The organism is Allocoleopsis franciscana PCC 7113 (assembly GCF_000317515.1).
Classification (GTDB): domain Bacteria; phylum Cyanobacteriota; class Cyanobacteriia; order Cyanobacteriales; family Coleofasciculaceae; genus Allocoleopsis; species Allocoleopsis franciscana.
On record NC_019738.1, the window covers coordinates 6,185,559 to 6,200,185 of the forward strand.

General features: G+C 45.0%; 13 protein-coding genes. 8 read left to right on the forward strand and 5 right to left on the reverse strand.

Translation table 11 applies throughout. The features are described 5' to 3' along the window. Nucleotides 1-10: 10 nt before the first annotated feature. From MIC7113_RS25360 to MIC7113_RS25380, 5 genes are all read left to right on the forward strand, one after another. Nucleotides 11-1,219, forward strand: coding sequence for a glycosyltransferase family 4 protein (locus MIC7113_RS25360; protein ID WP_015185058.1), 1,209 nt, complete (start codon nt 11-13; stop codon nt 1,217-1,219). A gap of 140 nt (nt 1,220-1,359) precedes the next feature. Beyond that, complete coding sequence (locus MIC7113_RS25365; protein ID WP_015185059.1) at nt 1,360-2,331, forward strand: GDP-mannose 4,6-dehydratase; 972 nt, start codon at nt 1,360-1,362, stop codon at nt 2,329-2,331. Nucleotides 2,332-2,723: 392 nt separating this feature from the next. Beyond that, entirely contained in the window at nt 2,724-3,473 is a 750-nt protein-coding gene (locus MIC7113_RS33830; RefSeq protein WP_015185060.1) for a winged helix-turn-helix domain-containing protein, read from the forward strand. A gap of 209 nt (nt 3,474-3,682) precedes the next feature. Beyond that, nucleotides 3,683-5,077 (forward strand): ribosome biogenesis GTPase Der, encoded by a 1,395-nt coding sequence (der, locus tag MIC7113_RS25375; RefSeq protein ID WP_015185061.1) that lies wholly within the window; start codon nt 3,683-3,685, stop codon nt 5,075-5,077. Nucleotides 5,078-5,083: 6 nt separating this feature from the next. Beyond that, nucleotides 5,084-6,070: an energy-coupling factor transporter transmembrane component T family protein gene (locus MIC7113_RS25380; protein WP_015185062.1), complete on the forward strand. Its 987-nt coding sequence runs from the start codon at nt 5,084-5,086 to the stop codon at nt 6,068-6,070. 404 nt (nt 6,071-6,474) lie between these two features. Here the strand turns inward: MIC7113_RS25380 and MIC7113_RS25385 are convergent, their stop codons facing one another. The 5 genes from MIC7113_RS25385 to MIC7113_RS25405 all read right to left on the reverse strand — a co-directional run bounded on the left by MIC7113_RS25385 (nt 6,475) and on the right by MIC7113_RS25405 (nt 10,509). After that, nucleotides 6,475-6,843: a hypothetical protein gene (locus MIC7113_RS25385; protein WP_015185063.1), complete on the reverse strand. Its 369-nt coding sequence runs from the start codon at nt 6,841-6,843 to the stop codon at nt 6,475-6,477. 43 nt (nt 6,844-6,886) lie between these two features. After that, nucleotides 6,887-8,224, reverse strand: coding sequence for a hypothetical protein (locus tag MIC7113_RS25390; RefSeq protein WP_015185064.1), 1,338 nt, complete (start codon nt 8,222-8,224; stop codon nt 6,887-6,889). A 35-nt stretch (nt 8,225-8,259) separates the two neighbouring features. Beyond that, nucleotides 8,260-8,817: a hypothetical protein gene (locus MIC7113_RS25395; RefSeq protein WP_015185065.1), complete on the reverse strand. Its 558-nt coding sequence runs from the start codon at nt 8,815-8,817 to the stop codon at nt 8,260-8,262. A 133-nt stretch (nt 8,818-8,950) separates the two neighbouring features. Next, nucleotides 8,951-9,673: a leucine-rich repeat domain-containing protein gene (locus MIC7113_RS25400; protein ID WP_015185066.1), complete on the reverse strand. Its 723-nt coding sequence runs from the start codon at nt 9,671-9,673 to the stop codon at nt 8,951-8,953. 71 nt (nt 9,674-9,744) lie between these two features. Next, nucleotides 9,745-10,509: a leucine-rich repeat domain-containing protein gene (locus MIC7113_RS25405; RefSeq protein ID WP_015185067.1), complete on the reverse strand. Its 765-nt coding sequence runs from the start codon at nt 10,507-10,509 to the stop codon at nt 9,745-9,747. A 190-nt stretch (nt 10,510-10,699) separates the two neighbouring features. Between MIC7113_RS25405 and MIC7113_RS25410 the strand changes: the two genes are divergently transcribed. From MIC7113_RS25410 to MIC7113_RS25415, 3 genes are all read left to right on the forward strand, one after another. Next, complete coding sequence (locus tag MIC7113_RS25410) at nt 10,700-11,428, forward strand: GUN4 domain-containing protein (protein ID WP_015185068.1); 729 nt, start codon at nt 10,700-10,702, stop codon at nt 11,426-11,428. A gap of 89 nt (nt 11,429-11,517) precedes the next feature. After that, the gene (locus MIC7113_RS36850) at nt 11,518-11,661 is read left to right on the forward strand and encodes a hypothetical protein (RefSeq protein WP_015185069.1); all 144 of its coding nucleotides are present in this window, start codon (nt 11,518-11,520) and stop codon (nt 11,659-11,661) included. Nucleotides 11,662-11,702: 41 nt separating this feature from the next. Next, a complete protein-coding gene (locus MIC7113_RS25415; protein ID WP_015185070.1) occupies nt 11,703-14,558 on the forward strand; it encodes a CHAT domain-containing protein in 2,856 nt (951 codons plus the stop codon). Nucleotides 14,559-14,627 lie beyond the last annotated feature (69 nt).

Below are 14,627 nucleotides of genomic sequence, written 5' to 3' on the forward strand. Positions count from 1 at the left end.
TGAATGACCAATGACCGATGATCAAACTTTAGTTAATCTATCTGTTCTATTTTCCAAACCCACTGGTATCAGCACCTATGCCATCAATCTGTTGCCTCATTTACAACAGCTAAATCCTACACTACTAATTTCGCCAACTGTCTCAACTTGGATGCCTCTAAGTGACTATACCTGCTACTCAATTCCTGGCAACTTAACACCAGAACAAGGAACAAAAGGCCACTTTCGCCGCCTCTTATGGACTCAGCTACAGTTGCCGCGAATTTATAACACGTTACGCTCGCGTCTTCTCTTTTCCCCCATCCCCGAAGCCCCACTCTACACTAACTGCCGTTACGTGGTGATGGTTCACGACTTGATTCCCCTGCGATTTCCCCGACGCTTCTCACCCCTAACACCCTACTTCCGCTATTACATTCCCCAAGTTCTTGCCCAAGCTCAACATATTATCTGCAACTCCACTGCTACAGCTAGAGATATTACCGACTTTTTCCATATCCCCTCTGCAAAAATCACACCCATTCCCCTGGCTTACGACGCCAACCATTTTCGCTGTTTGGAGCGACTCAGTGAAGTAACTTCTCCTTTACCCCCTCAACCCCCCTTCCTAACAGGGGAGTACAAGGAAAAGCGTTTATCCTTGGATTCTTCCAATGAGCCGAGGGAGGGAGAAGCTTCAAGGAATCGCCCTTACTTTCTCTACATCGGTCGGCACGACCCTTATAAGAATTTACATCGATTGATAGATGCCTTTGCAGCCCTTCCTAATTGCCATGACTATGAACTTTGGCTTGTAGGCTCAACGGATCAACGCTACACGCCCAAACTTGGAGATCAAGCCGACCAACTCGGTTTAACCCATCAGGTGAAATTCCTGGACTACCTTCCTTACAACCAACTACCAACCATCATCAACCAAGCGATCGCACTTGTCTTCCCCACTCTCTGGGAAGGCTTTGGACTCCCTGTTCTAGAAGCCATGGCTTGCGGCACCCCTGTTATTACCTCTAACCTCTCCTCCCTACCCGAAGTGGCGGGTAATGCAGCCCTCGTCATCAATCCCTACAACGCGGGTGAAATCACTGAAGCCATGCAAGCCATAGCAACGGATTCAGAATTGCGATCGCGCCTACGTGCCCTGAGTCTCAACCGCGCCAGCCAATTTAGCTGGGCAAAAACAGGACAAGCCACTGTCGAAGTTCTTCAACGCTACCTATAACAAATAGAAATATAGAAAATTCTTTCTAAAAATTCTTAAGATGAGTCAGAATACCAGTTGCCAGTGATTGGTGATCTCTGACTAAGATGAGAGGAAATCAAAAATCCGCTGATTACTAACAGAAAATCCAGCAGAAAACCGTGCCCAAAAAAGCTTTAATCACCGGATTAACAGGTCAAGACGGTTCCTACCTAGCCGAACTCCTCCTATCCAAAGGTTACCAAGTCTATGGATTAGTCCGCCGTTCCAGTTCCGGCAACATCAGCCGCATCAGTCACCTATCGGGCAACGTCCAAATTCTCTCGGGCGATCTTCTCGATCAATGTTCCCTCATGGACGCGATCGCCGCCTCCCAACCCGACGAAATCTATAACCTCGCCTCCCAAAGCTACGTTCCCCTTTCCTGGACACAACCCTCCCTCACCGCCGAATACACCGCCCTCGGAGTCTCCCGTTTGCTAGAGTCCATCCGCCGCTGCAAAAGTGACGCCAAATTTTACCAAGCCTCCAGTAGTGAAGTCTTCGGTCAGCCCGATGAATCCCCTCAAACTGAACGCACCGCCTTTCGTCCCCGCAACCCCTACGGCGTTGCTAAAGCCTACGCCCACTGGATGACCATTAACTATCGGCAACAGTACAATCTTTACGCCTGCTGCGGCATCACCTACACCCACGAATCTCCCCGACGCGGTGCAGAATTCGTCTTTCGCAAAATCACTCGCGCTGCTGCCATGATCAAACTCGGTCTTGCCCAAGAATTAAAACTGGGTAACCTGGATGCACGTCGCGACTGGTGCTATGCCCAGGATGCTGTTTATGCCATGTGGATGATGTTGCAACACGAGCAACCCGATGACTACATCATTGCTAGCGGTGAAACCCACTCCGTCAGAGAGTTAGTCGAGTGTGCTTTTAACTGTGTTGGTCTAAACTGGCAAGATTATGTTTCCGTAGACCCAGCCTTTTACCGACCGGATGAACCCGTACAGTTAGTCGGCTGCATCGATAAAATCCAAACTCAGCTAGGCTGGAAGCCCCATTCCACCTTTAACCGTCTGGTTGAACTCATGGTCGATTATGACCTGAAAGAACTCAGTAACAGCAAAGCTTAAGTTTTGTTTTCTAAGCTGATGACTATCCACAGAGGATAAGTTCTTATTTCCTGAGTGCGGCTCACAACCTTAGGGTGATCTATGTAGTTTCTTTCTAAAGTGATAGCCACCCTACACTAGGTATATGATAATTTTGTGAAAATTTGCCCAATCCTGAGGGTGTGACCAGCCTGTCAGGCAGACACAACTGTAACGGGAGGTATATTCCAAACTTCAACATGGATTCGAGTGTTCGCAACCAACTCAAATATAAGATAGGTTAGTTTCCTGCAAAAATTTTGCCAGGTTGGTGAGATTTGGCATAACGATAGAGAACATAAAAGACAACCTTCTCCAAAACCAACTACTTTTATTAGCTCACGCGAACTAGCATTTTATTGAGACATAGACCGATGTATAAATGGGGGGATTTACGCTTAGAGCCAGAAGCTTGTGAAGTCAGCTACCAAGGACAAACCCTGCGATTGTATCCCAAAGAGTATGAACTTTTGAAGCTATTCTTTGATTACCCGAAACGGGTATTAAGTCCATCTTTTATCATTGATCGTCTTTGGTCTTTTGATACAATTCCCAGCGAAAGTGCCGTAAGAACTCATATTAAAGGACTGCGACGTAAACTCAAAGATGCAGGGGCAGAAGATGTCATTCAGACCGTTCATAGTTTGGGTTATCGTTTGAAGCCGCTGCCGAAAGAGACCCAGAAATCGGATTCTTCATTGAGTCCCATGTTGATAAAGCTATTAGCATTACATGAAATTGAACATATTATCGTTGATAAGAATTTTATTATTTTGGAGGCTTCTCCAGATGTAAAAAAATTCTCTGATTATCCGTGGGATGTGGAAATTGGTCGAGAAGTAACTTTAGCATTTCCTGAATTAATTGGGCTTGAATCTACTCTATTGGAAATTTTAGAAAACCAAAAACCCAGCTTTGATATTAAAGGAATTGCTCGGTCAAAAAATTCTCTAAGACCAGACTACATCAATATTTATGCCATGAGCGAACCCACAGAAAACCAATCCAACCAAAGATTACTTCTTTTGTTTGAAGACTCTTCGGAAAAAATGATTTGGAAACAGCAGGTTGTTCAACAAGAAAACGAATCTTATTTACTGATTGGAGAACCCTTTAAAAATTAAACTGCATTCATCCCTCATCCCTAAGTGGAGCAGCAGCTAATCGCATAGGAGAACGAATTCCAGAAGTGGGGCTGTTGACTTTCCATCCTTTATTCGGTCTTCTCGCCCCTGAAGCGATAAAGTTTGCGGCAACGGCTAGCTACAATGAGAGCGTACCGACACAAAACTTGTGTCTGGTTTTTTGTTCTGCTTGCTCAAGGAATGCGGTTATGGCTCTGCCAATTGTTGCTGTGATAGGACGCCCGAATGTGGGCAAATCAACCCTGGTCAATCGTTTGGCAGGCGTAACCGATGCGATTGTCCATGATGAACCTGGGGTAACGCGCGATCGCACGTATCGCCCCGGCTTCTGGCAAGATCGCGAGTTCCTGGTTGTCGATACAGGTGGCTTAGTCTTTGATGATGACACCGAATTCTTGCCCCTGATCCGAGAACAGGCCATGGCGGCGCTGGCTGAATCGAGTGCAGCCATATTCGTCGTGGATGGTCAGGAGGGGCCGACACCGGCAGATGAAACGATCGCGGAATGGTTACGCCAACAATCCGTGCCTTTTTTCCTTGCCGTGAACAAATGCGAATCGCCACAGCAGGGCATTATCCAATCCTCTCAGTTTTGGGAATTAGGATTAGGCGAACCGTTCCCTGTCTCCGGGATTCATGGCAATGGTCTTGGAGAACTGCTCGATGAGCTAATTACTCACCTGGAACCGGTAGAAATCCCGTCAGAAACCTCTGAGATTAAAGTTGCCATTGTTGGACGCCCCAATGTAGGCAAGTCCAGCTTATTGAACGCCTTTACTGGGGAAAATCGTGCGATCGTTAGTCCTATTTCTGGCACTACCCGCGATGCGATTGATATGGTCGTAGAACGACCGGGTAAGGCAGAAAAGGAGGGTGAAAGCAAAACCTATCGCCTGATTGATACGGCGGGAATTCGTAAGAAGAAGAATGTGGATTACGGCCCGGAATTCTTTGGTATTAATCGGGCGTTTAAAGCGATTCGCCGCTCCGATGTGGTGTTAATGGTCATTGACGCCCTGGATGGAGTAACCGAGCAAGACCAAAAACTAGCAGGGCGAATTGCCGAAGAAGGACGTGCGGCTGTGATTGTGGTGAACAAATGGGATGCCGTTGAAAAAGATTCCCACACGATCTATGAACAGGAAAAACTGGTTAAAGACCGCCTGAGTTTTGTCGATTGGGCCGAGATCATTTTTGTCAGTGCTCAGACCGGACAACGGGTGGAAAAGATTTTGGATTTAGTCGATACCGCCGCTGAGGGACATCGTCGTCGTGTGACCACTTCGGTAATTAACGAAGTGCTAGAAGAAGCCGTAAGCTGGCACTCTCCCCCCACCTCTCGCCAAGGGCGGCAGGGCAAAATTTACTATGGTACTCAGGTCGCCAGTCAGCCACCCACGATTGCTCTGTTTGTCAACGAGCCTAAGCGCTTTAACGATAACTACCGCCGCTATATCGAGCGTCAGTTTCGTCAACATTTGGGCTTTACTGGGACACCAATCCGCTTGCTGTGGCGGGGTAAGAAAGCCCGTGAGGTTGGGAACAATATCCAGAGCAATGCCAACCGAGCCACACGGGTATAGAGACAAATGGATTTACTGCGATCGCTACCCCTGGGGCTGTACCTGGAACAACCCGTTACCTGGCTCCATCACCTAGACTCTAGGGTGAAGTTTATCTGGCTGATGAGCTTTCTCGTGGCTCCTCTGTTAGCCAATCCCTACTGGCGTGTAGCGCTGGTGGCGTTGTTAATTTTGCTTACCCTCTCGGCAGCGATTCCGTTACGTGTGTGGCGTCAGCAAATGGGTTGGCTACTGATGTTGTCGTTTTTTGTGCTGATTGTAACCGCGATCGCCCCTGATGGTTATTCTATTGACAGTCAGCCACGGCTACCCACCTATACTCAGCAACCCGCCAACCTTCCTATCGAAGTCCCTCAGCCTAGACCCTGGTATAACCCTTTTGGTTTTGGAGAACAGCCTTCCCCTAGCACACCCGCTACAAAACCACCGAAGCCCTTACCACAGCCAACTCGTTATCGTTATGTACTCTGGAAGGCTGGCCCTTTTACCGTAACTCGCCGCTCTTTAGACCTGGCAATTCGTGTCAGTACACTACTTTTTACTGTAATCTACAGCAGTACCCTGTTCCTGCTCACGACTGCACCGGAAGAAATTACGGCGGGTTTAGAAAGCTTGATGCGACCTTTGCGGCGGATGGGGGTACCCGTGACGGAAATTACCTTGACATTAACCCTCTCTTTGCGCTTTATTCCCTTGGTGTTGGAAGAAGTGCAAAATTTGGTTCGTTCTGTGTATACCCGTGCCATCAATTGGAAAAAATTGGGCATCCGTAAAAGTTTTCAAGTGTGGTTACTGGTGGCAGAACGACTGCTGGAAAATCTTTTATTACGAGCTGAGCAAATTGCCAGTGCCATGCTGGTGCGGGGATTTACTAGTCCCAATGAGCATCGGGTACAGTGGCACCAACTACGCCTACGGTGGGGGGATTGGTTGGCGCTGCTGAGTTTACTTGTGTTCTGGGGATTACGGGTGGTTTGGGGTGGAGCGATTTAGTGAGTTGAAAACCTCACAAGTCTTTCATCCAGCAACCACATCACTGCTCACTGGCAAACGTCTGAACTTTAGCTTTTTGAGGGAAAGCACAGGCTATCCCTAGGATTACAATAGAAGTAAAAGTGGTTGTTAGGTAGGTAATTGAGAGCATGGCTATAAGAGTGATACGAATGGTTGTAAAAATAAAATAATTTGTACGAGATAATTTTGTAGTTAGTATTTAGATAATACCCAGTTGCATAGATGGTTAGTTTTCTAACTTAAATTCGGGCGTCTGAACTGTTTAGCCATACCTATTACTAGGGTTATTATTAGGATTAAAAGCACATAAAAATATCCTGCTCAATCCACGTCACGTATTATCGCCATTTGTAGAAGATTATTGTCGCCCAAATGCTACGCCCCTACTGCCCCTTGGATTGTAACGTATTGAAGTCTACTTCTGTTATGCTCGAATCAGAAACACCAATAAAATCTAACAGAAAATTTGAATTCCTAGAATTGTGGGATTCACAAGAGATGTGGTGATATATTACGTAGGCTTTACCGTTACTGCATTTAACCGTTACAGTTCCTTCTCCATATTCACTTCCTGTGTAAATGACTTTCGGACACTTCTTGAGATTCTCTTTTAATATTAGCTCTGCACGTTCTTGATCAAAGTTTTTGGCAAAATTTATGCCAGTCGCCCTCTCTAAAGCTAAAAACGTTAGGACAATAATAACTACTCCTAAACCAAAAACTTTAGAGACTCGTGCAATCGTCTTATTCATGATGTTTACCTAGATAATTTTTCGTAATTTTCTCACACCCAAGCTATTCCGCCGCAGCACCTAGAAAAATTTGATTAACAATACTATCTTGAAACGAGAATATTAGACCTCCATAAATCGAACCAGCTATGAAAGATTCATAGGGAATAGACATTTCCCGATCTTCCTCATCTTTATACGCTTGCATTACCTCAGTGTAAGAGTCGCCAATCCTTATCCCACGCTGAGTTTTAAGTGTTGAAGGTGAAGTTAGCGTAATATTAAAAACTGTCTGTCTTTCTCCTGGTGTTTCTGAAGCCATGTTTAAAGTAATTCCTTGTTGAGGATAGTACCAGTCTTGATGATAAAGTCCGTCCGCTCCCCATCGCACAATCTCGCCTTTCGTTTCTGGAATTCCCAAGATTTCTAAGACTTGTGAGGCTGTCAAATCGAGTTTTAATTCTCCAAAGCCTTCTGATTGCATCAACTCAAAAGGATTAGCAGCTTCAGAAGTGGAGTCGGCAATTTCAGTTATTTGAACGATGGACGTTTTAGAGTCAGCCTCCCTGGTAATTGAAGGAGGCAAACTTGTTAGACCTCTTGCAAAAATACCTGGCGATTGATAATCGCGCGTCCAAAAACGAAGTCTGCCTACGCGGACTGTCCTAAAACCCGCGCAGGCGGGTGAGGTTTGTATAGCCTCAGACTTCAGTCTGTAGGCGTCCATCGACTTTTGCAAAAGGTCTGTTGTTGAAATGCTCAAGTTGTCGGCTTGAGCCGTTGGTGATTGAGTGGCTGTGGAATTCCTTTGCTCTAAGGCTTCATTGGATGCTTCGGCAATACAGCTTGCTGCATTAAATTGTTCAATTACGCGATCGCTTTCATCCCAATCCCTCCAGTATGCACGGGTTGGCACTTTAGCCGGTGCAATCAAACGATAAGCCTCAACGCCTGCTTCGTTCGTAGGATTGTTGTTGTTCCATGCAGATGCCAAATAATTTCCCTGCCGAAAAGTGACTCCACTGCCATCATAAATTCGCTGATTCAAAACATTGCCTAACGCAAAGCTAACTACTTGTGCAGTATCGTCTGTGTAAATAATACAGACCTGACCCTCTGTTGTTGAAGGATAAATGTCCATTGTTTGTTCCCATCCTGCCCATGTTCCCAAAAAAGGAGCTACCGTTGGATCGCGGCGTGACCAATTTTCTGCAAACGCCTTGGCTTCGCTCTGACGTTGAGGTTCCTCATATTGATTCCAATAGTCAACTTGACGCTGAAAGTCAGGCATCAATTTTTGGAGTTCTTCATCGGTTAGATGTGAGTGAGTTTGTGCATAAGCAAAATGAGGACTTATTCCAAAGGCGATCGCGAGTGCAATGCAACTGAGATGTTTCTTCATTTATCTTTGACTCTGCTCAATAAAGTTGTACTCGTTTAATAATTCTTCCACTGAATAGACTGGTAAATTTGGTTGAGTAAAATTTGGTTGTTACGCGAAAATTGAGTAAAATCTGATGCCCAGCTTAGATTGGCTGATGTTGTATCATGAATAATTGCCCAATATTGACCATTTGGGTGATTAATCGCAACAATATGGTTTCCCACTAAAGCCTTGCTTCCGTTAATTGAGACTTCTTCATAAGGTTCTTGGCCTAAGTCATTCAAAAAAGCTTTTATATCGCCACTAAAGAGTTCGATTAAAACATAGTTAGCTCCCATTAAAGCTTCTGATTCAGAACTCTGTAAGTAACAGTATGCAGTAGGCTCCAGAATATAAATTTTTTTCCATACTCCACCCTCTGTTTGACTTTTCGGCACTGCTCGATAATTACTGGCTACTTCAAACACTAAACCTGATTGGTCATCACGAATCGTTTTTAAGGTTTGAGCCGGAGTACTGTCTTCCTGCTCACAGGGATAGGCTATTGATTCAGTCAGGAGAATGGAAAAAGCGGTTAAAGTGACGATTGTTACAAGAGTTTTTAGCTTCATTGCTAGAGACCTTTACTTACTAATTAGATATATTTCCCATCACCTGTAGCTTTAACAGTTATGCAAGAAGTAGCTTGGGCGATCGCAATTTGTTTAATAGCGTTTGTGCCTAATCATTCCAGTTCGATTAAGCTTAGTGTACCCACGGTTCCTTCTCAAAATCGCAAACCGTTCGACGAGCAGAAAGTGGGCAAGTTTGCTCTGCGAGCGGATTGCCTGTAAGGTTAAGCAACCTCAAATTGGTAAGTTCTGCTAGAGGACTGATATCTGTGATTTGGTTGTAGCTGAGGTAAAGCACCCACAAATTTGTGAGTCTTGCTAGAGGGCTGACATCTGTAATTTGGTTGTTGTTGAGGCGAAGATCCTTCAGATTTATGAGTCTTGCTAGAGGGCTGACATCTGTGATTTTATTGCCGTGGAGGTCAAGCTCGGTCAGGTTTGTGAGTCCTGCCAGAGGCGTTACATCTGCAATTGGATTTTGGCTGAGGAAAAGCTTCTCCAGATTTGTGAGTCTTGCTAAAGGGCTGACATCTGTAATTTCGTTGAGGGTTAGGAATAGCTCCTTCAGATTTGTGAGTCCCGCCAGAGGTCTGAGATCTGTAATTGGGGCTTCCGGGAGGGAAAGCTCAGTACGACTTGACAGATCCTTGGCAGCGAGTTCACAATCGCTTGTGCCTGCTTCTTCTAACAGCACTTCTACTGTTTTTCTGGCCTCGGCTGACAAACTGGTTCGCTTTTGACACCACTCTTTAAAAGAACTTCCTAGACTAGGTTCGGCAGCTTGAGTAACTCCCCATCCCCAGCTACTGAACACCCATAAGCTGAACGTCAGAACAATTGCGCTAGTCAGTTTCATAGTTGATAAATCCTCCATAGGTAGTCTCTAGATTTTTCGGGAAATTTCAGCTCAACTGTCTCAGCAAGTTCTTAAAACTGGCAAACATTTCGGTCAGTAATGGGGCAAGTTCGCTGTGTGATTGGATTGCCTGGAACGTAAAGCGAATCCAGGTTTGCGAGTCCCGCTAGAGGAGTGATATCTGTGATTTGGTTATTGTCGAGGTTAAGTACCTTCAGGTTTTTGAGTCCCCCTAGAGGCGTTATATCTGTGATTTGGTTGCCACTGAGGTGAAGCGCCTCCAGGTTTTTGAGTCCTGCTAGAGGAGTGAGATCTGCAATTTGGTTGTACATGAGTTGAAGCGTCTTCAAGTTTGCAAGTCCCGCTAGAGGATTAATATCTTTGATTTGGTTACTTTCTAAATAAAGCACCTCCAGTTTTGTCAGTCCTGCCAGAGGTGTTAAATCTGTGATTTGGCTGCCTGCAAGGGTAAGATCTTTCAGATTTGTAAGTCTTGCTAGAGGCGTTACATCTGTGATTTGGTTGCTATCTAGGATAAGCACCTCCAGATTTGTGAACCCTGCCAGAGGGGTTAAATCTGTGATTTGCCGACTTATCAGGTACATTTCCGTACCACTAGACAGATTTTTTGCAGCGAGTTCACAATCGCTTGTGCCTGCTTCTTCTAACAGCACCTCTACTGTTTTTTGACGCTGGGCTGACAAACTTGCTTTCTTTTGACACCATTCTTCAAAAGAACTCCCTTGACTAGGTTCGGCAGCTTGAGTAACTCCCCATCCCCAGCTACTGAACACCCACATACCAAGTATCAGAGCCACTGCACTAGTCGATTTCATGGTAAATGCACCCTTATCAGTAATGTCTATATCTGTGTAGATATAGTACTTATCACCTCTAGCTTTAAGATTTATGCAACAACTCTCATTGCTTGACTTCAGGGAGGAATGCTGTCAAGACAGGTTAGATATGTGTAAGCTTAAGACTGATTGCTTATGGCGGCATCAATTATTTATTTCATAGTGGTTTATGAATAGAAAAATTGCTCTGGGGCTTGTGGTTATTGTGATCGCCCTGATAGGAATTGGTATTGCCAATAAAGAAGTCAGGTGTTCTATCGGCCTGCAATCTGAATCTTGTCTTTCATCAACTTCATTCAATATCCCTACTACTGGCTCTGAAGCATCGGAAGTAGGAGCCGACTACACCAAACTAGCCAATCTACTGGCAAAGCAAAGACTTAAAGCCGCTGATCGAGAAACAAGCGATAAACTTTTTTGGCTTGCAAAAGGAAACCCTAATGAATACCTCCCCAAAGGAAATATGAAAATGATTCCCTGCAAAGACCTCCGCACAATTAACAGTTTGTGGTTAGCTTATAGTAGCGGAAAGTATGGATTTAGCGTTCAACAGAAACTCTACGAACAGATATATAAAGAGGTGAGCCGTCAACCCAAGATACTATCATATAATGTTGAATCGGAAGTATATAATCGCTTTGCTCGTCGCGTAGATTGGACTGTCAGAGACGATGCACGATTGAATTATGACCCGCTAATTATTAATCCGCGTGGAAGAGAAGGACACCTTCCGGTAACTTACATAAAACTGGGAGTGCCAGAATCTTGTCGTTCCGATTATCCTGCATGGTTAAGCATACTCACACTTCAATGGTGTCTTTTAGGTATGCATTGGTCAGGTGCAGCTCCTGAAGTCAGTCAAGAAGTATTCTCTCGTATCGAAAGCTGCAAGCTATAGTCACACTTGCAATCTGCCTCACTTGAATAATATTTGATTGGCAAGGGGTTGTATAGCAAAAGGCAGAAGGCAGAAGGCAGAAGGCTATTATGTTTTTTACTGGTACGTGGTCGTTTACAGCCGTTCAATCTGTCCTAAGCTTTATGGCGACAGCTATAACTTTAGCAGTAGCCCTAACGCGATCGCAAAACTTATTGCATAAATCCTCCATTGATGAGGGATATAAACAGTAGAGCGAACAACCTGCTTTCCTCATTACTGGAGGACTGGATTCATGCATCTGCGTCTTGGAAATCTCAACCTTGCCACTGCTACTCTACTGCTTTCTCTAACATCTCCCCTGTTGCCACTAGGTAACATTGAGCTTTTTACCGCACCGGCACAAACAACTCAAGATAGGAAAGCTGTAGCCGATCAACTGTTGCAAGAAGGTGAACGTCTGAATGTTAACGATAACCATGAAGAAGCACTAGCAAAATTTGAGCAAGCCTTATTGATCTATCAGGAAATAGGTGACAAGGCAGGTGTCGGGGTAACCCTCCACAACATTGGATATGTTTATTACAGCAAGCAAGAGTATCCACAATCGTTAGCTTATTTCCAGCAAGCTTTGTCCATTCAACAGGAACTTGGCAATGTTGTTTGGGAAGAAATCAACCTCAAGATGATCCGGAGAATTTACGACGATCAAGGTACTCAGCTTTTCGAGCGCAGTCAATATCGAGAAGCCCTGGAGAAGTTTCAGCAAGTCCTGGTTATTCAGAAGCAACTGCGTGAGCTAGGTAAGCCGGAATTAGAAGCAGTCACTCTCAACAAAATTGCGTTAACTTACACCTATCTAGGAGAGTATGAACTAGCCTTGGAGTCCTATCAAAAAGCCTTAGTAGCGGACGATGAATTACGTTTTCTAGAGGATGAATGGGTAATCTTGATCAACATGGGAGAGCTTTACCAGAAGCTAGGACAATATGAACTAGCCTTGAAGTCTTATCAAGAAGCCTTAGAACTCGCTAAAACCCCCCAAGCTGACTTGGATAGCAGTGGAAACATCGGATTGGAAGTGAGAAGTCTCAACGCGATTGGGGCGATTCACTACAGATTAGGACAATACGAATTAGCCTTAGATTTCCATGAGAAAGCCTTGGCACTTCTCAAGACAATTGAGAAAAAAACAGACACAAAAGCCCTGGGAGCATCAACACTCAATGGTATGGGGCTTGTTTACCTTAAGATAGAAAAGCCTGAATCAGCGTTGGAGTTCTTGCAGCAGGCTTTCGCTCTGATCAAACCACTCGGTAATAAGCCATCAGAATGGGCAATTCTTAATAATATTGGAAAAGCTTACTATGAGTTAGGGAACTATGAATCAGCTTGGGATTTATATCAGCAAGCCTTGGTGATTGCTCAGGAAATTGGCAACCAGGAAGGTGTAGGACACGCTCTCAAAAATATTGGTTATTTACTAGAAAAGCAAAACCAACCCGAATTAGCCATTGTGTTCTTCAAGCAATCTGTCAATGCCAGAGAAGCACTTCGGAATAACATCAAGGGGCTTCCCTCAGAATTTCAGCAATCCTACACCGAAACTATTGCTGAAGATTATCGCCATTTAGCCGATCTTCTCCTCCAACAAAACCGCATCCTCGAAGCCCAACGAGTCCTGGATTTACTCAAAGTGCAGGAACTTGAAGACTATTTGCGCGATGTCCGAGGCAGCGATAATACGGCTCAAGGTGTTGCTGAACGCCCTCCAGAACGGCAAATTCGAGAAGGGAGCGAGGCAATTATGAATCAAGCGATCGCCCTCGGCAAAGAACTTGCCCAAATCGAAAGTATTCCCATTTCCGACAGAACGCAAACCCAAAAACAGCGTATCCTCGAACTGAGAAAAATAGAGCAGGAAATTACCCAACAGTTCAATGAATTTATAGTAAGCCCACAAGTAAAAGAATGGGTAACACAACTCAAGCAATCCACAAGAGGGCAGACTGTGGACTTGGATGCCTATGCCACAACCTTACAAGACAACCTAAAAAAACTTCAGCAAGATGCCGTCATTCTTTATCCTTTGATACTGCCCGAGCGCTTGGAACTCGTGTTAATCACTCCTGATACACCTCCACTACGCTATACCGTTCCTGTCAAACGAGAAGAATTCAACCAAGCCATTGTTGAATTTCGTTCAGCGTTAACAGCACCTATCCATGACGCCAAAGTTCCCGCTCGAAAGCTCTACGATTGGTTAATCAAACCCCTAGAAAATGACTTAGTTCAAGCCAAAACCAAAACCATCATCTACGCCCCTGATGGACAACTGCGTTACATCCCACTTGCTGCCCTCCATGACGGCAATCAATGGCTAGTCCAACGCTTCCGTATTAATAATATAACTGCCGTCAGTTTGACCGAACTCAACACTAAACCGCCGAGTCAGTTGCAAGTGTTAGCAGCGGCTTTCACTCAAGGTAACTATAGCTTTAATGTGGGCAACGAACGGTTTAACTTCTCCGGATTACCTTATGCGGGTCGTGAAGTGGAAAGTCTGGGTCAAACCGTTCCTAATACAACCAAATTATTAGACCAGCAATTTAATCGAGATACTGTTTTGCAGATGAATGATTATTCCATTGTGCATCTAGCAACTCATGCAGCTTTTGTTGCCGGACAACCAGAAGAGTCATTTATTCTGTTTGGGAATGGCGATCGCGTAACCCTCCGAGATGTGAAAAAGTGGCGTCTGCCGAATGTAGATTTGGTTGTACTTTCAGCCTGTGAAACGGGATTAGGAGATAAGTTGGGGGACGGCAAAGAAATTCTCGGTTTTGGTTACCAGATGCAACAAACTTCAGCTAGGGCTGCGATCGCGTCTTTGTGGAAAGTTAGTGATGGTGGTACCCAAGCCTTGATGGATGCCTTCTATGCTGCCTTGCAGAATGACAAAATGACCAAAGCCGAAGCATTGCGACAATCACAAATTGCTCTGATCACAGGCGACTATCAAGCCTTGGGTGAACAGCGAGGACTAGGAGTAGCACAACGGATTAAGAATAATCTGCCATCACAGGTGAGCGATCGCCTCAGCCATCCCTACTACTGGGCACCCTTCATTTTGATCGGCAACGGGTTATAGTCAAACCAGTACAGTGAGATAAGAAGCCATACGCTTGTGTCGCCCAACACAACCGTGAAACCTGGTTCT

Excerpts from the sequence above, each read along its gene's own strand:
- MIC7113_RS25405 (WP_015185067.1), bottom strand. The coding sequence starts at position 10,509 with ATGAAATCGACTAGTGCAGTGGCTCTGATACTTGGTATGTGGGTGTTC.
- MIC7113_RS25395 (WP_015185065.1), bottom strand. The coding sequence starts at position 8,817 with ATGAAGCTAAAAACTCTTGTAACAATCGTCACTTTAACCGCTTTTTCC.
- MIC7113_RS36850 (WP_015185069.1), top strand. The coding sequence starts at position 11,518 with ATGTTTTTTACTGGTACGTGGTCGTTTACAGCCGTTCAATCTGTCCTA.
- der (WP_015185061.1), top strand. The coding sequence starts at position 3,683 with ATGGCTCTGCCAATTGTTGCTGTGATAGGACGCCCGAATGTGGGCAAA.
- MIC7113_RS33830 (WP_015185060.1), top strand. The coding sequence starts at position 2,724 with ATGTATAAATGGGGGGATTTACGCTTAGAGCCAGAAGCTTGTGAAGTC.
- MIC7113_RS25415 (WP_015185070.1), top strand. The coding sequence starts at position 11,703 with ATGCATCTGCGTCTTGGAAATCTCAACCTTGCCACTGCTACTCTACTG.
- MIC7113_RS25410 (WP_015185068.1), top strand. The coding sequence starts at position 10,700 with ATGAATAGAAAAATTGCTCTGGGGCTTGTGGTTATTGTGATCGCCCTG.
- MIC7113_RS25385 (WP_015185063.1), bottom strand. The coding sequence starts at position 6,843 with ATGAATAAGACGATTGCACGAGTCTCTAAAGTTTTTGGTTTAGGAGTA.
- MIC7113_RS25400 (WP_015185066.1), bottom strand. The coding sequence starts at position 9,673 with ATGAAACTGACTAGCGCAATTGTTCTGACGTTCAGCTTATGGGTGTTC.
- MIC7113_RS25390 (WP_015185064.1), bottom strand. The coding sequence starts at position 8,224 with ATGAAGAAACATCTCAGTTGCATTGCACTCGCGATCGCCTTTGGAATA.
- MIC7113_RS25380 (WP_015185062.1), top strand. The coding sequence starts at position 5,084 with ATGGATTTACTGCGATCGCTACCCCTGGGGCTGTACCTGGAACAACCC.
- MIC7113_RS25360 (WP_015185058.1), top strand. The coding sequence starts at position 11 with ATGACCGATGATCAAACTTTAGTTAATCTATCTGTTCTATTTTCCAAA.